General features: G+C 41.1%; 17 protein-coding genes and 1 riboswitch. Of the genes, 5 read left to right on the top strand and 12 right to left on the bottom strand.

Going from position 1 to position 19,454, the window contains the following annotated elements:
• Positions 1-157 precede the first annotated feature (157 nt).
• Entirely contained in the window at positions 158-1,063 is a 906-nt protein-coding gene (locus PFZ69_RS16175; RefSeq protein WP_270182137.1) for an ATP-binding protein, read from the top strand.
• Complete coding sequence (locus PFZ69_RS16170; RefSeq protein WP_270182136.1) at positions 1,064-2,941, top strand: vWA domain-containing protein; 1,878 nt, start codon at positions 1,064-1,066, stop codon at positions 2,939-2,941.
• A 29-nt stretch (positions 2,942-2,970) separates the two neighbouring features.
• Here the strand turns inward: PFZ69_RS16170 and mug are convergent, their stop codons facing one another.
• The 4 genes from mug to PFZ69_RS16150 all read right to left on the bottom strand — a co-directional run bounded on the left by mug (position 2,971) and on the right by PFZ69_RS16150 (position 5,891).
• Positions 2,971-3,459 (bottom strand): G/U mismatch-specific DNA glycosylase, encoded by a 489-nt coding sequence (mug, locus tag PFZ69_RS16165; protein ID WP_270182135.1) that lies wholly within the window; start codon positions 3,457-3,459, stop codon positions 2,971-2,973.
• Positions 3,460-3,469: 10 nt separating this feature from the next.
• The gene (locus PFZ69_RS16160) at positions 3,470-4,237 is read right to left on the bottom strand and encodes a class I SAM-dependent methyltransferase (RefSeq protein ID WP_270182134.1); all 768 of its coding nucleotides are present in this window, start codon (positions 4,235-4,237) and stop codon (positions 3,470-3,472) included.
• 110 nt (positions 4,238-4,347) lie between these two features.
• On the bottom strand, positions 4,348-4,947 hold the full coding sequence (locus PFZ69_RS16155; protein WP_270182133.1) for an alpha/beta hydrolase: 600 nt from the start codon (positions 4,945-4,947) through the stop codon (positions 4,348-4,350).
• Positions 4,944-5,891, bottom strand: coding sequence for a ring-cleaving dioxygenase (locus PFZ69_RS16150; RefSeq protein ID WP_270182132.1), 948 nt, complete (start codon positions 5,889-5,891; stop codon positions 4,944-4,946). The genes PFZ69_RS16155 and PFZ69_RS16150 overlap by 4 nt, the downstream gene beginning before the upstream one ends.
• Before the next feature lie 191 nt (positions 5,892-6,082).
• Between PFZ69_RS16150 and PFZ69_RS16145 the strand changes: the two genes are divergently transcribed.
• Positions 6,083-6,172: a putative holin-like toxin gene (locus PFZ69_RS16145; RefSeq protein WP_270182131.1), complete on the top strand. Its 90-nt coding sequence runs from the start codon at positions 6,083-6,085 to the stop codon at positions 6,170-6,172.
• Between the two features lie 43 nt (positions 6,173-6,215).
• On the opposite strand, the gene PFZ69_RS16140 is transcribed toward PFZ69_RS16145, so the two are convergent.
• Together PFZ69_RS16140 and gltB are read right to left on the bottom strand one after the other, a co-directional pair.
• Positions 6,216-7,700 (bottom strand): glutamate synthase subunit beta, encoded by a 1,485-nt coding sequence (locus tag PFZ69_RS16140; protein WP_270182130.1) that lies wholly within the window; start codon positions 7,698-7,700, stop codon positions 6,216-6,218.
• A gap of 12 nt (positions 7,701-7,712) precedes the next feature.
• Positions 7,713-12,305 carry a glutamate synthase large subunit gene (gene gltB, locus PFZ69_RS16135; protein ID WP_270182129.1) on the bottom strand — a complete coding sequence of 1,531 codons (4,593 nt, stop codon included), beginning with the start codon at positions 12,303-12,305 and terminating at the stop codon, positions 7,713-7,715.
• 176 nt (positions 12,306-12,481) lie between these two features.
• On the opposite strand from gltB, the gene PFZ69_RS16130 reads away from it, so the two are divergent.
• Positions 12,482-13,387, top strand: coding sequence for a LysR family transcriptional regulator (locus PFZ69_RS16130; protein WP_270182128.1), 906 nt, complete (start codon positions 12,482-12,484; stop codon positions 13,385-13,387).
• Between the two features lie 455 nt (positions 13,388-13,842).
• On the opposite strand, the gene PFZ69_RS16125 is transcribed toward PFZ69_RS16130, so the two are convergent.
• From PFZ69_RS16125 to PFZ69_RS16110, 4 genes are all read right to left on the bottom strand, one after another.
• Complete coding sequence (locus PFZ69_RS16125) at positions 13,843-15,243, bottom strand: MFS transporter (protein WP_270182127.1); 1,401 nt, start codon at positions 15,241-15,243, stop codon at positions 13,843-13,845.
• Positions 15,244-15,272: 29 nt separating this feature from the next.
• The gene (locus PFZ69_RS16120; protein WP_270182126.1) at positions 15,273-15,839 is read right to left on the bottom strand and encodes an HAD-IA family hydrolase; all 567 of its coding nucleotides are present in this window, start codon (positions 15,837-15,839) and stop codon (positions 15,273-15,275) included.
• Between the two features lie 58 nt (positions 15,840-15,897).
• Entirely contained in the window at positions 15,898-17,280 is a 1,383-nt protein-coding gene (locus PFZ69_RS16115; protein WP_270182125.1) for a glycine--tRNA ligase, read from the bottom strand.
• A 383-nt stretch (positions 17,281-17,663) separates the two neighbouring features.
• Positions 17,664-17,825: an anti-repressor SinI family protein gene (locus tag PFZ69_RS16110; protein ID WP_270182124.1), complete on the bottom strand. Its 162-nt coding sequence runs from the start codon at positions 17,823-17,825 to the stop codon at positions 17,664-17,666.
• 26 nt (positions 17,826-17,851) lie between these two features.
• Positions 17,852-17,942: riboswitch (cyclic di-GMP riboswitch) on the bottom strand.
• Positions 17,943-18,152: 210 nt separating this feature from the next.
• Here PFZ69_RS16110 and PFZ69_RS16105 point away from each other — a divergent pair.
• Positions 18,153-18,383 carry a hypothetical protein gene (locus tag PFZ69_RS16105; RefSeq protein WP_270182123.1) on the top strand — a complete coding sequence of 77 codons (231 nt, stop codon included), beginning with the start codon at positions 18,153-18,155 and terminating at the stop codon, positions 18,381-18,383.
• Between the two features lie 35 nt (positions 18,384-18,418).
• Here the strand turns inward: PFZ69_RS16105 and PFZ69_RS16100 are convergent, their stop codons facing one another.
• Both PFZ69_RS16100 and PFZ69_RS16095 read right to left on the bottom strand, forming a co-directional pair.
• Positions 18,419-18,733, bottom strand: coding sequence for a thioredoxin family protein (locus PFZ69_RS16100; protein WP_270182122.1), 315 nt, complete (start codon positions 18,731-18,733; stop codon positions 18,419-18,421).
• A gap of 82 nt (positions 18,734-18,815) precedes the next feature.
• A complete protein-coding gene (locus tag PFZ69_RS16095) occupies positions 18,816-19,430 on the bottom strand; it encodes an SGNH/GDSL hydrolase family protein (protein ID WP_270182121.1) in 615 nt (204 codons plus the stop codon).
• Between the last annotated feature and the right edge of the window lie 24 nt (positions 19,431-19,454).

The following is a 19,454-nucleotide window of genomic DNA, read 5'->3' as shown; positions in this document are numbered from 1 at the left end:
CAGATTAACTAAAACTAGTATAGCTCATCTCTTCTTTACGGTAAAACGATACACAATCGACAGTTTGCAAAAAGGTGTTATTAGACAAGATAGGTTTTATTCCGTTATAGTTAACTGTTGAATGTATGCGAAATTGATTTATGCGGAGGGAACGGCAATGAATATCAATGAAGAATATAACATCCCGAATGAAATAAAAGAAAGAATTGAAAAACGACAAAAAGAAGCGAGCGATACCGACTCCTATTTAATAGGTTCAAAAGGCTATACAGCCCCTGACTCATCAATCGTAAAGGACGCAGTAACAGCATTGATTCTAGGAAAAAATGTTCTATTAAAAGGTCCGACTGGTGCTGGTAAAACAAAACTCGCAGAGCTCATCAGCTACATGTTCAACCAACCGATGTATTCGATCAACTGTTCAGTTGATTTAGATGCTGAAGCACTCCTAGGATATAAGACATTGTCTTATGACGATCAGAACAATGCTCATATTACGTTTGTGCCTGGACCTGTTGAAAACGCGATGAAGAAAGGACAGCTACTCTATATCGATGAAATAAATACAGCTAAAGCGGAAACACTACCGATTCTGAACGGAGTACTCGATTATAGACGAATGGTATTGAATCCTTTCACAGGAGAAACGGTTAGAGCAAAAGAAAACTTTGGCGTTATCGCTGCGATCAACGAAGGTTACATCGGAACCGCACCACTAAATGAAGCTTTGAAAAACCGTTTCATCGTCATCGAGGTTCCATACTTAGAAGGTAAAGCCCTTAAAGAGATGCTACAAGATCAATCGTTACTTTCTGAATCAACCCTACTCGATCACTTCGTTACGCTATCTTCTGATCTTCAATCGAAAGTAATCGATGGTCAGATTTCAGAAGAAGCAGCTTCTACCCGTTCTTTACTAGATGCTTGTGATCTTACGACTTACATGGAACCAAGAAGAGCCATCAAACGGGCGATTACAGATAAACTTGAGGATGAACGGGAAAAAGCAGCAGTTGAAAACATTGCAGAAACGATTTTTGGTCGCTATCAGGAGACAATATAAATGAAGTTTTTAAATTTTGCTGAGAATCAGACGGATCCTTTTCTGCATCTTTCACTATCTGACCTAGCAGAAACCTTGAGTAACAGCGAAATTGATGTGCAATTTGCCTTTCATTCTTACTATAGGCCTGAAGAAAGCTTAGTGACAGTGAGCCATTACTGGAACGATATTTTTGATGGTTCGCAGTTTGATGGAATGAAGAGCGATGTATACTTACGCTCACTCGGTAATGTACACAATACCGATTATGTGGAAGTCGACAAGTATCTTTTCAACCTACACAATCGATCATATCCGCTATTTCGTAAGCAATTGTTTTCTCTTCTAGAAGATATACGTCTAGAAGCGATTTGTATTAATAGAAGACCTGGAACGGCTTACGCTTTTGAAACGAGAAAACGTTTATTTCAGAAGCGATTTAGAGGAAGAATGGAAGTCCACGTTCGACAGCAGCAGCATCTTGATGCGCTTTTCTGTGCAATCTACCTTCAAGCAATCGGCAAACCAGTCGCATTGAACGACCACTTATCGCCTTATAAACCTTATATCAGGCATATGATTACTGAAATAAACAAAGCAGGGAGTACTGCGGATGTGGCTAAACTCGCTGAACTGTTTTCTGATGAATTGAGCGGAGATTTGAAGGATATGACAACCGAGTACCTCACGATGTATGGAAAGTCTTCTAAACCTGAAATTGTCACGGAAGAGCAAGCTCCAGAGCTCAAAAATGAGGACACACTAGAAACGAGCGATAATGAAGACAAAGAGTCTCATGATGAAGAGTTGAATACTTGGCATGAAGAACAAGAGCAAGAAGGTTCTAATTTTCTTCAGTTCGATCTAGAAGAAGGTGCGAAATCAGATCTCATCGGTGAAGGTGAGCGTAAAGAAGAGTCTGGAGATCAAGCCTTTGTTAGTGTACAAGGTGCTTCTAAACAGTCTGAAGGAAGTCAGTTTGATGAGGAAGAGATTTTGAAAAACAATAATACCGCCTCATCTTCAAAAGAAGCACCGCTTGGAGAAGCAAACAAATTCGTCAAAGAACAACAACGAGAATCAGAAAAACCTACTGAAGATGAAAAGGCAGCGTATCGTACTGCTAAAGGTGAAATCCAGTATGCTGAGAAATCACTAAGAAGTGCTATTCAAAAAACGATCGAACAGAAACAGATCGCTCCACGAAGTGATCTACACTTTGGGCGATTGAACAGAAAACTCCTTAGACTAGTCACAGATAAGAACCCAAGATTATTCTATAAGAAGAATGCACCTAGCACGAAGCTTGATGTGACTTTCTCTCTCCTAGTCGATTGTTCTGCTTCTATGTATGACAAAATGGAAGAAACACGGCTTGGCATCACGCTGTTTCACGAGACGCTGAAGGGGCTTGATATCAAACACTCGATTACGGGATTTTATGAAGATGCGTTTGAAGCAGATGATGAACAGCAGCCGAACACTCTTTTTAACGTGATCGACTACAACCGCTCTACTCTTCCTAATGTAGGTCCTGCTATTATGCAGCTCGAACCAGAGGAAGATAATCGTGATGGCTATGCGATTCGTAAAGCCGCTCAGGAACTACAGAGCCGTCATGAAAAGCATAAGATTCTCATCGTCTTCACAGATGGCGAGCCTTCTGCTTATGATTATAGTGAAAATGGAATTATCGACACGCATGAAGCAGTTAACAACACTAGGAAGCAAGGGATTGAAGTGATCGGTGTCTTTCTTTCAAATGGTGAACCACAGGAGAAAGAAAAAAACACGATGAAGAACATCTATGGAACGCAAAGCCTTGTCATTCCTTCTGCTCAAGATATTCCTGCTTACCTCACACCACTGTTAAAACGCTTGTTATTACGATTTGTATAGTTATCAAAAACGCGTCCGATTTGGACGCGTTATTTCTTTAGCTGCTTATAAATATCAACGAGTTCTTCAAGACTCATCCTGACGAGACCACTTGTTGAAGGAGCGACGAAATCTCTTGTGCCTTCAACCTGATTATGCTGTTGAAACCCCCAACTCACTTTTTTAATTCCTGAAAACTTTTGGTATACACCTTTGCCAACGAAACAATTTATTCTTGGTCGATACAGCTTAATTTTTTTGAGGAGCTGTTTTCTGCCTCGGTTGTAGTCCTCAGTCGTTAATTCTTTAACACCTCTTGTCGGTCGATCAACAATGTTTGTCAAACCATATCCGTATCGAAGCAATCGACCGTCTTCTTCTGGCTTTAGCTGCCGGTCTGTTAATCCTGAACGGTATAATACTGAGTAAAACCGATTCGTAGGGTTTGCATAATGATGCCCTACTTCTTCTGATTTAAGCCCAGGGTTAAAACCTATGAAAATGATTTGTAAGTTCATATCAAGGTGATCGGGAAGCATAGCACCCCTCCTATAGTTCTATAATTCCGTAATGAAACTTTGAAGTTTTTCGGATTTGCTGGTCAAACCCTAGTTGATCGAATCGGTCGCTTTTCCAGAAATCTTTAAGTACGATCCTTTTCCTTGCTACGCGTTTCGCTTCTTTTACCATCTCAATCGTTAAATCATCGTATATCGCTACGTTTCGAATGCCTTGTACACCGTCAGACTGAAGGATCGTCTCTTCAAACATAGGGTCAAAGTAAACCACGTCATAGGCGTTATCTGGAATGGTAGGCAATACTTCTTCATATCTTTTTAACGTTATCGATACTCTGCTCATCGCCGCGTCTATTTGTTCGTTACCCGTCTTCCACTTCTTCAACCCTTCTTGGAGTAAAATTCCAAGTAATGAACCCTCGCATGCATCTACCATGCCACTCGAGCCCGTTGCTAAGCTCCCTACGATACTATCTGAAGCTAGTCCTGCTGTGCAGTCCAGTAAGCTCATTCCTTCTCTTAATCCACAAGCTTCAACAAATGGATCGCTATTTCCTTTCATAAGGGACTTGCAGCGGAACATAGCGGAGTTTGGGTGAAAGAAGATCGGCTCTCTGCTATCTACATATAAAACTAACTTGTTATTTCCAACTACGAGGATTGGTTGTTGAGTCTCGTTTAAAAGTTCGTTTACGGAACGTTTTCTTCTATTTATGTAATGACCATTATAAGTATGTGCTAATCGTTTTGCTTCTTCTATGGAGGAAGAGGTAGGTCTTCCTGCTGTAGTATAGATCATGTTCTAACCTCTTTTCTATCTAACTATCATACAATAAAATGTCTAAATAGAAGAGGACAAAAAGAGGTAAAAGTAGTTAGTTAAAAAAAGCAGTCGGCAGACTGCTTTTTTTAGAATTTAGAATTATACCATCGAGCCGCTTCCTCGACCTCTTGTTTTGTCAGTTGGTGGCCCATCCTCTCCCAGTGAACGGTTACGTCTGCTCCTGCCTCTGTAAGAATGTTCTTCAATTCGACCGTTTCTTCTGATGAACAAATTGGATCATTTTCTCCTGCACCGATAAAGATCGGTGTATTGGTTAAATCGGATGTCAAACCACGAATCGGAACCATAGGGTGATGTAAGATCGCTGCTCTTAGAGAATTGCTATCATGAAGTAGTAAGCTTCCGGCAATATTCGCTCCGTTTGAATATCCGATCGCGATCACGTTATCTCGATCAAAACCGTATTTCTTTGAAGCATCGGTAATAAAATCGTTTAATTCTTTTGTACGCTCTACTAAGTCTTTTTCGTCAAAAACGCCTTCAGCTAGTCTTTTGAAAAACCTTGGCATCCCGTTCTCAGACACGTTTCCTCTTACACTTAAATAGGAGTTCTCTGGTGCTATGAGGTTTGCGAGTGGTACAAGATCTTCTTCTGTACCACCTGTTCCATGTAGGAGCAGCAGTGTTGGCTTCGTTGAGTCACCTTGTTTAAAGATGTGTTTCATACTTCATCACCTTCCAGTACTCTAGATTCAGCTGGTTCTAATACACGTTCAATCTGCGTCCTTTTCTCTTCTAACCATGGAGGCAAGAGAAGGTTTTTCCCCATTTCTGTTGGGTCTTCATCTCTTGCAAAACCTGGAGGGTCAGTAGCGATTTCAAATAGTATGCCGCCTTCCTCTCTAAAGTAAATCGCATTGAAATATTGTCGATCGATTACAGACGTAGGTTTGTATCCTTTCTCTTCGATATGTGTTCTCCAAGATTCATGATCTTCAAAATCATTTGCTCGCCAAGCAATATGATGAACTGTACCAGAACCGAGTGACCCTGCTTGGAGCCTTGTTTTCTTTACATCTACGGTGTTTCCTATCGTGCCGCTCGATTTAAATCTAACAAAGTCTCCTTCTTCAGCCACTCGTTTAAACCCGAGTACTTCTTCCAATACCTTATTTGTAGCTTCAGGGTGACCTGAAAGAAGTGTGGCACCTCCAAATCCTTTTATTGCATGTGAAGAATCGACACCTCCAAAGCTCCATGTGTTCCGTTCACCTTCTTCTCGTTCAACGAGTTCAAGATGTAACCCATGTGGATCATCAAACTCTAATACACGCTCACCAAATCTAATTCGTTCACTGTTTGTGACATTAAATTTATCTAATCGCTGTTTCCAGAAAGCTAAGCTTCCTTCTGGAATGACAAAACTCGTAACACCTACTTGCCCGGACCCTATCCTGCCTTGGTGCGCATTTGACCACGGGAAGAATGTCATGATCGTGCCAGGTGCTCCTTCCTCATTACCAAAATACAAGTGATAAGTACCAGGATCATCGAAGTTTACAGTTTTTTTAACTAAACGTAAACCTAATACGCCGCTATAGAAATCAACATTTTCTTGAGGGTTTCCTACAATAGCCGTTATATGATGTATTCCAGTTGTATGCTTCATAGTAAACATTCTCCTTTACTAGTTATGGTTGCAATGATTCCCTTTATTTGAATCAATTAATCTTCAAATTATCTTTAATTCGAGATATTTGACTTAAGTGTATTAAACTTTATCACTACTGTCAAATGTTTTGGATTCCGTGTATAGGACAACCCTCTATTACACCATGCTAGTAGTAAAGGAGTGATGTTATGCTAAGTATATATGAGGCTTTAACCATCATGATCAGTTTTTCGGCCCTGGTACTCGCCATCGTTCACTCTAAAGATCGATCGTCCTAAGAAAACAGAAAACCACTCCTAACAAGGAGTGGTTTTCAAACTGTTACGGTAACACTGTTTTATTCATAAGGTAGCGATCGACTTCTCTAGCGGCTCCTCGGCCTTCATTGATCGCCCAAACGATCAAGCTTTGTCCTCTTCGAACATCCCCGGCTGCAAAGACGCCATCGATATTTGTTCGATAATCGTCAAACTCAGCTTTTGCGAGTTTTCTATCGTCCTGTTCGATCTCGAAATGTTCAAGTACCCCTTCTTCGGGTCCAGTAAATCCGATTGCGATCAACACAAGGTCGACTGGCCATACTTTTTCAGTACCAGGTAACTCTTTCATAAACACGTTACCGCGCTTATCGACGTGTTTTTCAATCGTAACGGTATGAAGTTCTTTTACATTACCATTTTCATCTCCAACAAATTTCTTCGTCATGATCGAATATTGTCTAGGATCATCCCCGTGGTTTGCTGCAGCTTCCTCGTACGCATAGTCAAGCGTGAAAATCTTAGGAAATTCAGGCCATGGATTATCGATCATTCGATCAGCAGTAAGCTGAGGGTGCTTACCGAATTGGTGGACACTCTTACAGCCGTGTCGTAAAGAAGTCGCAACACAGTCTGCACCAGTATCTCCCCCACCGATTACGATGACATGCTTATCTTCAGCTGAAACGTACTGCTTATCTTCTAGCTTTGAGTCTAGTAAGCTCTTTGTATTTTTCTTTAAGTAATCCATCGCATAGTGAATGCCACCAAGCTTTCGTCCTTGTATTGGCAAATCGCGATGTTTTTGAGCGCCTGTACATAGAATGACAGCATCATGCTGTTTCTTAAGCTCTTCTCGAGAAATATCTTCACCGATTTCAGTATTTGTAACAAAACGCACGCCTTCTTCAGCGAGGAGCTTCACTCTACGTTCGACTAATTCTTTGTCTAGTTTCATATTTGGAATTCCATACATTAGCAAACCACCGATACGATCATCACGTTCATAAATGGTTACTGAGTGTCCTGCTTTGTTCAATTGGTCTGCAGCTGCTAAACCAGCTGGTCCTGATCCAACTACTGCAATTTTCTTCCCTGTTCTCTTCTTAGGTGGTTTCGGAACCATCCACCCTTCCTTGAACCCACGATCGATGATTTCTTTTTCAATACTTTTGATCGCAACTGCATCACTAGGGATAGCTGCTACACAGGCACCTTCACAAGGAGCGGGACACACTCTACCTGTAAACTCAGGAAAGTTATTCGTTTTTAAAAGACGATCGAGCGCCTCTTTCCACTTTCCTTCGTAAACAAGGTGGTTCCACTCTGGGATAAGGTTATAGAGCGGGCATCCAGAGGCATTGCCGTTTAATTCGATACCAGAGTGGCAGAACGGAGTGCCGCAGTCCATGCAGCGAGCACCCTGTTCTTTCAGTTTTTCTTCAGATTGAGGTAGCTGGTACTCTCCCCAGTCTTTCAATCTAGTCAATGGATCTCGTTCACTAATCTTTTCTCTCGGATAGTCTATGAATCCTGTTGGTTTACCCAAACAAATACCTCCTTATACCGGTTCCAGATCGCTTACTTTTGTCGGCTTCACATTACCGTTCTTAGCCTGCTGGAACACTTCCAGTGCTGCATCATCATCTTTGTATCCTTGTTCTTTTAACTCTTCTAGTGAAGCTGTAATCTTCTTAAATTCTTTCGGAATCACTTTAACAAATTGACCTACGAATTCATTCCAGTTCTGTAAGATCCGAATTGCTTTTGGACTATCAGTATTATAGGCATGTTCCTGTACTAGCTTTTTCACTTCAAGAATCTCTTCATAATTCGTTAAGGATTCCATATGCACTAATTCAGGATTAACATTTTCGAGAAATGCGTCTTTGTTGTCACTCAGTACATACGCGACTCCACCTGACATTCCAGCTGCAAAGTTCTTACCAGTTGATCCGAGTACTACGACACGGCCGCCGGTCATGTATTCACAACCGTTGTCGCCAATGCCCTCAACAACAGCTTTCACGCCACTATTTCGTACACAGAATCGTTCGCCGGCAAGACCACTGATATATGCTTCACCAGATGTTGCACCATAAAAGGCAACGTTTCCGATAATTGTATTTTGATCTCGTTCAAATGTAGAGAGCTTTGAAGGATGGATGATCAGTTTACCACCTGATAGTCCTTTACCAACGTAGTCGTTCGCGTCTCCTTCGAGTCTCATCGTTACGCCATTTGGAACAAAAGCTCCAAAGCTTTGACCAGCTGATCCATTGAAATTCAACTTAATCGTTTCTTCAGGTAACCCCTCTTCACCATAGCGTTTTGTGATTTCATGACCAAGCATTGCTCCCGCTACGCGATTCGTATTGTGTATACTGAACGTTCCTTCGAAGGACTTCTTCTCTTCAATCGCTCCTAAACAAGCTGGAATAATAGAAGTACGGTCGAGTGCTGCATCAAGGTTATGATCTTGGTTTCGTTGATGGAACGTACCAACTTCATCAGACATGTGAGGGCGATATAGCAATGGTTCTAGGTTTAAAAAGCCTGCTTTCCAGTGTTCCTTTGTTCGACGACTCACTTCGAGTACATTCGTCTTTCCAATCATTTCTTCTATTGATCTGAATCCAAGTTCAGCCATAATCTCACGAACTTCTTCAGCTATGAATGTTAAATAGTTAACGACATGATCAGGGCTTCCCATGAATTTCTTACGTAATTCTGGGTTTTGTGTAGCGACTCCTACAGGACAGGTGTCGAGGTGACACGCTCTCATTAAAATACAACCAAGAACAACGAGAGGTGCAGTAGAAAAACCGAACTCTTCCGCGCCAAGTAGCGCCGCCATGACAACGTCTCGACCAGTCATCATCTTACCGTCTGCTTCTAAAACGACGCGATCACGTAGGTCATTCAGCACTAGCGTTTGGTGTGTTTCAGCTAATCCTAATTCCCATGGTAATCCTGCGTGCCTAATACTTGTTCGAGGAGAAGCACCGGAACCACCTTCATAGCCACTTATAAGAATGCAATCTGCCAATCCTTTAGCAACTCCAGCGGCAATCGTACCAACGCCCGCTTTCGCAACGAGTTTTACACTGATGCGAGCTGAAGGGTTTGCATTCTTCAAATCATGAATTAACTGTGCTAAGTCTTCAATCGAATAGATGTCATGGTGAGGAGGTGGAGAGATCAATCCTACACCCGGAGTCGATCCACGTACTTCAGCGATCCATGGATATACCTTCTTACCTGGTAGTTGACCACCTTCACCAGGTTTAGCACCTTGTGCCATCTTGATTTGAATTTCATCCGCATTTGTTAAATAGTGACTAGAAACGCCGAATCGACCAGAAGCAACCTGTTTGATCGCACTTCTACGAAGATCACCATTTTCATCTGCTTTGAAACGGGATGGATGTTCTCCACCCTCACCACTATTACTTTTCCCTCCGATACGGTTCATCGCGATCGCAAGCGCTTCATGTGCTTCTTCGCTAAGTGCACCATAGCTCATCGCGCCCGTTTTGAAACGTCTAGTGATCGATTCAACACTTTCAACTTCCTCGATCGGAACAGAGCCATTCGATTGAAAATCAAAAGCTTGCCTTAAATATGTTAAGTTTTCTTCATGTGCCATCGACGAGAACGTTTTGTAGAGCTCATAATTATTGCTTCTTGCTGCATGTTGAAGGGTGTGAATCGTTTTTGGATTGAAAGAATGGTGCTCTCCTCCCCTTCTCCACTGCATGTCACTTCCTGTTTCAAGCGTCACATCCTCATACTCTGAGTCGTGATATGCGAAATGATGTCTTAGTAAAGTTTCCTTAGCAATAACATCGATCGGGATCCCATCGATTTGAGATGCTGTGCCAGCAAAGTAGCGGTCGATTACTTCATTACTAATTCCGATCGCTTCGAAGATTTGAGCACCTCTATAGCTTTGAATCGTGGATATACCCATTTTAGACATCACTTTAACGATTCCTGACGTTGCAGCATCAATATAGTTATCGATCGCATCTTTGAATGAGAATCCTTGAATCGTGCCGTCACTCAGCATATGAGCGATGGATTCGTATGCTAGATAAGGATAAATCGCATCAGCACCATAACCGATCAACATAGCGAATTGGTGAACATCCCTTGCTTCGCCTGTTTCGATAATAATACTCACTTTTGTTCTAGTTTCTTTCTTGATCAAGTGATGATGTAGCCCACTTATTGCCAATAACGAAGGGATTGCCGTCATATCTTGACCTACACCACTATCAGATAAGACGAGAATGCTCTTTCCATTTTGTATCGCACGATCAGCCTTTTTAAATAGTGCTAAAAGTGCATGCTCCATTTCCGTTTCTCCACGTGACGGATCAAACAATAAGTTAAGTGTTTCAGCCTGCATACTATCATCATGAAGGTTCTGGACTGCATCAAATTTACCCTTTGTCAGAATTGGTGTTTCGAGGCGAATTCTTCTGCAGCTTTCTTTATCTGTATCGAGTAAGTTTCCTTCTGGTCCTAATAGCGTCATCGTTGACGTGACGGATTCCTCACGTATAGAATCGATCGGTGGATTTGTTACTTGTGCAAACAGTTGCTTGAAATAATTAAATAATAGCTGTGGACGATCCGACAACACTGCAAGTGGAACGTCATTCCCCATCGAACCGATCGGATCTTTCTTTTCCGTAACCATCGGTGCAATGTTCTTCGTTAATTCTTCATACGTGAATCCAAATGCTCGTTGTATCTGAACGAGTTCTTTTTCGTTCCTTAACTCTAGATCAACTTCCTCAGACGTGAGACTCATCAAATTATTAGTCAGCCAATCACGGTACGGGTATTCAGTTGCGATTTCTTCTTTGATTTCCTCATCGTAGACTAATCTTTTTTGTTCAAAATCCACCATTAGCATTTTTCCTGGGCTTAGGCGGCCTTTCTCAATGATTTTTTCTTCGTCTATTTCGATGACGCCAACTTCTGACGAAAGAATGAACGTGTTATCATCAGTAACGACATATCGAGCAGGACGTAATCCGTTTCGATCCAGCATCGCTCCAATCTGACGACCATTCGTGAACGCAATTGCTGTAGGACCATCCCATGGTTCCATCAAACAACTATGGTATTCATAAAATGCTTTCTTCGGATCTTGCATCGTCGTATCTTTATCCCAAGGCTCAGGAATCATCATCATCGCTGCGTGTGGAAGTGATCTTCCTGATAAAGTTAAAAACTCCAAGCAGTTATCAAGTGAGGAAGAGTCACTTCCATTTTGACGAATAATCGGTGCGATCTCTTTCATGTCATCTCCGAACACATTTGATTTCAATGCGCCTTCACGTGCTCTCATCCAATTTACATTACCTCGAAGCGTATTTATTTCACCGTTGTGAATCAAATAGCGGTTTGGATGCGCACGATCCCAGCTAGGAAACGTATTCGTACTAAAACGTGAATGCACCATAGAAAAAGAAGATGTAAAATTCGGATTTTTCAAGTCGAGATAAAACTGATCAAGCTGTTCTGGTGTTAACATTCCTTTATAAACGATTGTATCTTTTGAAAAACTAGCCGCATAATATTTCGTTTTCGCTAACTGTGGATCACGTGAAATTTCTTTTTCTGCTTTTTTGCGAATGACATAAAGCTTTCGTTCGAACGCTTCTTCAGAAATATTACCTTTTTTAATAAATACCTGTCTGATGACTGGTTGAGCAATCCGTGCTGCTTCACCAATCGTTGATTCATCGATTGGAACTTCTCTCCAACCCATTAACTCTTGGCCTGCATCTTTTATCTCATTCTCAAGAATCTTTATAGCTCGTTGGCGAAGATGATTATCTACTGGCAAGAACATCATGCCTACACCGTAAGCGCCTTTTTCCGGTAAATCAAAATCCGTTTCACTTGCAAAAAATTCATGAGGAATTCCTAGCATGATACCTGCACCGTCACCCGTGTCAGGATCGCTTCCCTGCCCTCCGCGGTGATCTAGCTGGCGTAGCATATAAATTCCTTTTTCGATGATGCTGTGCGCCGGCTCATTATTCATATCTGCAATGAGTCCGATACCACATGCGTCATGTTCATGAATCGGATCGTACAATCCTTGCTTTTCCGGAAAGTTACTTCTAACCATAATCCCACTCCTCGCTCTTATCACAAATCGCCATGGTTTATCTCTTTACCGCCATAACGTCTTAATTGTTTAAATATTCTACATTTATTGTACGTTGCATGGACTCATGCTTTCAATATATAATTTAGATATAATCAATCTAATAATGATATGAATTAAAGAAAGGGTTGCATAATATGGAGTTACGGCAGCTATATTACTTTATGGAAGTGGCTAGACGAGAACATGTAACAGAAGCTGCTACCTCACTTCATGTTGCACAGTCAGCTGTAAGTAGACAGATTTCAAACCTAGAATCAGAACTTGGTGTTCAGCTGTTCTTTCGTGAAGGAAGAAACGTAAAGTTGACGCAAGTAGGACACATTTTTAAAGATCATGCTGAGACTGCTATTGCAGAAATTGAAAGAGCGACACAAGCTGTTCATGAATATTTAAACCCCGAAACTGGAACCATTCGTGTGGGATTTCCAAACAGTCTTGCAGCAAAAACCCTCCCCACTGTAATTTCTGCATTTAGGAATGAGCATCCAAGCGTTGGGTTTCAACTTCGTCAAGGTTCCTTACAAGAATTAACTGAGGCAGTCAGTAAAGGCGAAATCGATCTAGCTTTCGTCTCTCCTGTCCCGAAAGATCGTACAGATGTAGAAGGTCATATATTCTTTACAGAGAAGCTTCTCGCCCTCCTTCCGTTTAATCATCCGTTAGCTGACAATCCAATGGTCAGGCTCGGCCAACTGAAGAACGATCCTTTTGTACTGTTTCGTTCTGGATATGCGTTACATCATCTCGTTACTTCAGCATGTCAGCAAGTGGGCTTTAAACCACGTATCGCGTTTGAAGGGGAAGACATCGATACGATTAAAGGCCTTGTTGCGGCAGGCCTTGGAGTGAGCTTGCTGCCTGAAATCACGCTTTCTGAACAATTACCCCCGGAAACGGTCAAGATTGAACTATCCGAGCCCAATGTAACGAGAACAGTTGGGGTAATTATTCCAGTCGGAAGAGATCTCGCTCCATCCGAAAGGAAGTTTTTTGAATTTCTTACCCATTTTTATGAAGTTCTTAACCGCTTTGGCCAATAAATAGGACATCGGATACATATTGCACCATCAAATAGAAAAAGGATGAGACATTGAAGTCTCATCCTTAGGTGATAAAGTAGCCAGAATTTTGAGGTTCTGATAACGTAGGAGTTTGAAGACCTCATGCTTTCCTGTGGACGAACGCCCGAGCCTCAAAGCGGACAAAAACCGTCCACTCCGAGTCTCGAACGCACGTTGGACCACGGGGGTCATGAGGTCTTCACTCCTACTAGAATACATAGTTCTCAAGTTAAACTCCCCGACCTAATAAGCTAACAATTTCTCTTTCCTTTAGTTGGAGTTGTATTCTTCCAAAAATCCCTTTATACATTCTATTGAACAAATCACTACAATCTATTTGAAGATAGCTCTTAAGACACTTCAACAATACGAGGATGAGACATTTTTGTCTCACCCTTTATATTTTTTACGACTTAGCACGTTCGATTTTTATGCTACAAAGTCTCACTTTTCTTAGATGGAAGCTTCAAGAAGAACGCTAGTATCATTCCAAGTAGAAATATTACTACGCTTGCTAGGTACATTCTCTCATACCCGGCTAGTACTGTACTTTTTTCTATGGAAACAATCGTTTTATCACTTGCTGAAACTGCAATGAACCCTGCTAATATCACTGGGCCAAGCGATGTTCCGATCGAACGGAACAAACTAACGAGAGATTGACTTGCACCTGCTTCTTTCTCTGACGTGAGCTCAAACATAATGTAGTTAAGAGGAGTACCCATTGTAAATCCTATGCCGACCCCAGAAAAAATCATACCTATGATAAGCATTAGCCATCCGTTTGCTAGGAAACTAAAAATGAGTGCCCCTATTAAACTCAAACTAAAGCCAGTGAGCACAACTTGTTTTGCTCCCCATTTATCGAGTAAAACACCTCCGATCGGTGCAGCGAATCCAGAAGCAAGAGCTAGGATAACCATGACATACCCCCCTCTTCCGGTTGAAAGCCCCAAAAGCAGCTCTGAAAAAGAAGGGATAAAGATCATGCTTATGATCCCTATTCCGGTAATCGTTGAGATTAACAACGCTAAGACAATATTTCGATTACGGAAATATGAAATGTTGATGATTGGATCACTATGCGAAGCTTCTATCGTTAATAATGGATAAACTAAAACAATACTAAAGAGTAATAACGGCCATACTGTTAACGTTGTAAAAGATTCGATAAGGTTATTCGTATCCAGATTTGTCAATCCGAGTAATAACGAAACAATAATGACGGATAGGAAAAGAGCTCCCTTCCAATCAAGCCTCGAACGGTATCCCTTTTGTTCTTCTAACGGCAGCTTTAATGCCATAAGAAAGATGATGAAAGCAATGGGGATATTCATGAAGAAAATCCATCGCCAGCTTACGTGAGCAACTAAAAATCCTCCTACAGCAGGTCCGAGAATAGAAGCGATTCCGAACATGGCTCCTATCAATCCGAGCGCCATTCCTCTCTTCTCTTTAGGAAAACTACTCCCGATAACAGCGTTTGCAATAGGAATAATACCTCCAGCTCCTGCTGCTTGAATCGCTCTTCCTGTTAAAAGCTGTAGGAGTGACCCACTTATACCTGCAATAAGAGAACCGAGAGCTAACAGGAATATCCCAACAAGGAATATTCGCTTCCTACCATAAAGATCTGCCAGCTTACCGATAATCGGCATACTGACTGCGTAAACAAGGGTGTAGATCGTAACGACCCATACAGTAAATTTCAAATCGATATCGAGTTCTTTAACCAATGTGGTTAAAGCAGGTGAAATCACACCTGAGTCTAATGCGCCTAAGAATACTCCTAGGAGGAATGTTAGAAGGAGAAAACGTTGTTGCTTACCCATCATGGTCCACTCCCTTGAGAACAATATTTGGTCTACTTAGACCACAATAATTGCTTGAGTTGTTTGTAATCTTCTACATAAAAGTCTGCTCCAACTGCAGTATTTTGAAATAAACATGTTTTCATCCCAACTTCTTTCGCTGGAATGATATCTAATAAACGGTCACCCACTGCTAAATCTAATTCATGCTTGTTATGTAAATAACGATAAGAAGCTGCGTCTGGTTTTCTTGGATATCCATCATCGCCTGCTACAAGATCGGCAAAAAGATTCTCCATATTAAAATGCTGAAGAATGGTGATGACTTCTTCCCTTGGTTTGTGAGTCATGATGACATTAAGGTCTGATTTGTTCAGAATTTCCATAACACCTTCAAAAGGAGGCTTCTTATCAGGAGAAAGGGCGTTATCTAACACTCTGAATTCTTCAACTTGTTCCATTGTTAATCCAAATACATTTGTTGCATGTCGAAATGAAACTTTTAACTCTTTCAATATCTCTTCATTTGAAACATGTTCAGGAACAAACCGTTTCATAATACTAACAAAAGCTGGATACGTATCGAATAACGTGCCATCAAAATCCCATAAAATCTTCACGACTTCACTCCTTTACGTTAATCCTAAAGAAAAGCCGCTCGATCGAGCGGCTCTTTCATTAAAACTGAGTTTTTTCCTCTAAAAAGTTCTTTAGTTCAGAGATTGGCATTCTTTGTTGTTCCATTGTATCTCGGTCTCGTACAGTTACTTGCTTATCTTCAAGGGAATCAAAATCGAACGTAATCGCAAATGGTGTACCTACTTCATCGTGTCTGCGGTAACGTTTACCGATCGATCCAGCTTCATCGTAATCCACCATGAAATACTTCGCAAGTTCAGCGTGAACTTCCCTAGCTTCATCCGATAATTTCTTTGAAAGTGGCAATACTGCTGCTTTAAACGGTGCTAAAGCAGGATGGAAATGCATGACACTACGAGACGTGCCATCTTCTAATTCTTGCTCTTCATATGCTTCGATTAAGAATGCTAGTGTAACGCGGTCTGCCCCTAATGATGGTTCGATGCAATAAGGAACATAGCGCTCGCCTGTTTGCTGATCGTGGTACGTAAAGTCTTCGTTCGAATGTTCCATGTGCTTTTTCAAATCATAATCTGTTCTTGAAGCAACTCCCCATAGTTCACCCCAACCGAATGGGAATTTGTACTCGATATCTGTAGTTGCATTACTATAATGAGAGAGCTCATCTTCAGCGTGCTCACGAAGTCGGATATTATCTTGATCAACGCCAAGATTCAATAGCCAGTTCTTACAGAAATCTTTCCAATACTGGTGCCATTCTAGTTCATCTCCAGGTTTGCAGAAGAATTCTAACTCCATTTGCTCAAATTCACGCGTACGGAATGTAAAGTTACCAGGTGTAATCTCATTTCTAAAGCTTTTTCCGACTTGTGCAATTCCAAAAGGCACTTTCTTTCTCATCGAACGCTGCACGTTTTTAAAGTTCACGAAAATACCTTGTGCTGTTTCAGGGCGAAGATAAATGTCGCTTGTACTTGAAGTCGTTACCCCTTGCTGTGTTTTAAACATGAGGTCAAATTGACGAATCTCTGTAAAGTCTTGACTGTCACACTCTGGGCACTTAATGTTATGATTTTCAATCAACCGCTCCATCTCTTCAAACGATAATCCGTCAGCAATCATTTCGTTGCCTTCTTCAGAAAGTGCATCTTCAATCAGCTTATCTGCACGATGACGTGTTTTACAGCTCTTACAATCAATCAATGGGTCGTTGAAATTTCCTAGGTGACCAGATGCAACCCAAGTTTTAGGGTTCATCAAAATTGCCGCATCCAGTCCGCTATTGTGAGGAGACTCCTGTACGAACTTCTTCCACCACGCTGCTTTGATGTTGTTCTTAAGTTCTACACCTAATGGACCGTAATCCCAAGTGTTCGCTAAACCTCCGTAAATATCGGAACCAGCGAAAATAAATCCTCTGTGCTTTGAAATGGCAACGATTTGTTCCATCGAAATACTCATCTAAATCTCTCCTTTTTATCATTGTCTAACAACATAAAAAGCTCCCGTCCTCGGACAAAAATTTGTCCGGGGACGAGAGCGTATGCACCCGCGGTTCCACCCCAGTTGATGTGAAAGAACACATCCACTTTACGGTATCAACTCCAGACCGCCGTTTCACTAGACCTTTTTCGGGCTTCCACCGTCCCCGAATCTCTATAAAAAGGGTTACCTAGCTACTATCTGTCCTTCACAGTTGTTAGCTTATATATGTAATTGATATCACATATGATACAAAAAAGTTTCACTTAAAGTCAAGCGCAATCTACTCAGTATTCATAGACTACCCAGTTGCCTAACTGTTTACACACATCAGATTTTTTACTTCTAAAAAAAAAGAGCTATCAATCGATAGCCCTCCGTTTTTGTATACGCACAGGTGTTGGATCTTTTTTGCGGTCGAGAAATGCTCGGATTTCATCTTTTTTCAACCCGATTTCTCGTGCAACTTTCATCAGCATTACCCACTCTTGATCAAGTGCTTGTTCTGGCCTGGTTTTAATCATGGCCACCCTCTCCTCCTTTGATATTTCCAGGAGGACCAGCCGTCATCGTTGAATGTTCTCAACATTAGACCTGTGTCTTTGCGTCCCATTCTTTAGAATGGTTTGCCTTTTTCTGGAGAGTTAGAACAGACACGCACTACAATGTAACGGCAGTGCTAAATCAATAGTAAAACGGGACTAAAAAATGAGAAAGTTTAATAGTTTATACAATTATACTATATTTTAGCAATAATTCAATATATTTTGTATCGATTCTAACACTTTATCTTCTGCATCATAAACTAATCATGTATGATCTTGCTAAAGCTTGATCAGGGAGGGAATCGAATGGAACGAAATCAGATTGGAACCGCATGGCAAGGCACTCACGTCGTTTTACTAAGGTGTACTCCCTTAAACAAAGTTGTAGGATTTTATCCTAGCCTCCATGCACCTACAGAACCTGTAAGTCATCTTTGCAGTGAAGCATTATCGACATACCTCAGCATCGGTTATGTCATATCACATGTACATTCATTACAGGACGGAACGGTCGAGTATATCTTGACAAAAAATTAAAACAGCCCGTCGAGATTGCCTCGACAGGCTGTTTATTAAAAGTCAGATAAGTAATTTTTTACTTGATCTGGATTCTTTGTGTTGGCACTATGAAGATGCCCAACTTTTTTTCCATCTTTATAAACGAGGAGACTTGGAATACCCATTACTTCATTTTCCTCTGTTATTTCAGGGAATTGCTCAATATCAATTTGTGCCCATTGTTTATCGCTATGTTCTTTGATGATATCGTCGATAAATAAGTCAAGGCGTTTACAGTCCGGGCACCAATTCGCTTCGTATTTTAAAATCGTCACTTTAGAATCATTGATTAGATTATCATAAGATTGTTTTGATTCGATTTGTTGCATGTAAATCTTCTCCTTTACTCGTTACTATAGGCTAGTATAACTTACAATAAGATCATTTGTCTGTAATTGTGATTACAGTTTTCTATAAAGAGATACCAGTGTAAACGAGTGCTTCAGAAATAACCATGTGGCCACATTCATTAGGGTGTATGCCATCAAAGGACAAAAGCCGTTCTTCATTGCCCTCAAACAAACGATAAGCATCTGCCACTTTTACATCATTATTCTTTGTACATGTTACTAGATTTTGATTAAATCGATTGACCCAATCTTTTGCGAATGAAAGATGGGGATAAGGATTATACAAATTAACGATTCGAATCATAGCAGGCTTCTTTACTGTCATCGATAGGTGGCTTACAATCCAATTCATGTTTGTACAGCATACTTCGAGCGCTTTCTGGAAAACAACTTCTTCCTTATTTATAGCAAACTCTTCAGCTGCATCGATCAAATCATTTCCACCGGCCGTAATCGTAATAACATTGGCATGTTCGATCGGTAACGATTGCTCTAGCCAGTCTCTAACGTCGCGAGTAGTTGCTCCATTTCTTGCATATTTTGTTAGGAGAACATGTTCTTCTAACTTATCAAAGATAGCCGAACGATAGTAATCTGGAAAAGTCGGTGAAAAAAGGATTGTGCCTGTACCTAATGTAATAGAATCTCCAATAGCCGAATAAAGAAGATGCGACAAACCATCACCTCTTTCCAAAGATGA

The sequence above is a fragment of the Alkalihalobacillus sp. CinArs1 genome (assembly GCF_947387515.1).
GTDB lineage: Bacteria > Bacillota > Bacilli > Bacillales > Guptibacillaceae > Guptibacillus.
The sequence above is the reverse complement of the archived record's forward strand: the minus strand, read 5'-3'. Positions and strand labels throughout refer to the sequence as shown.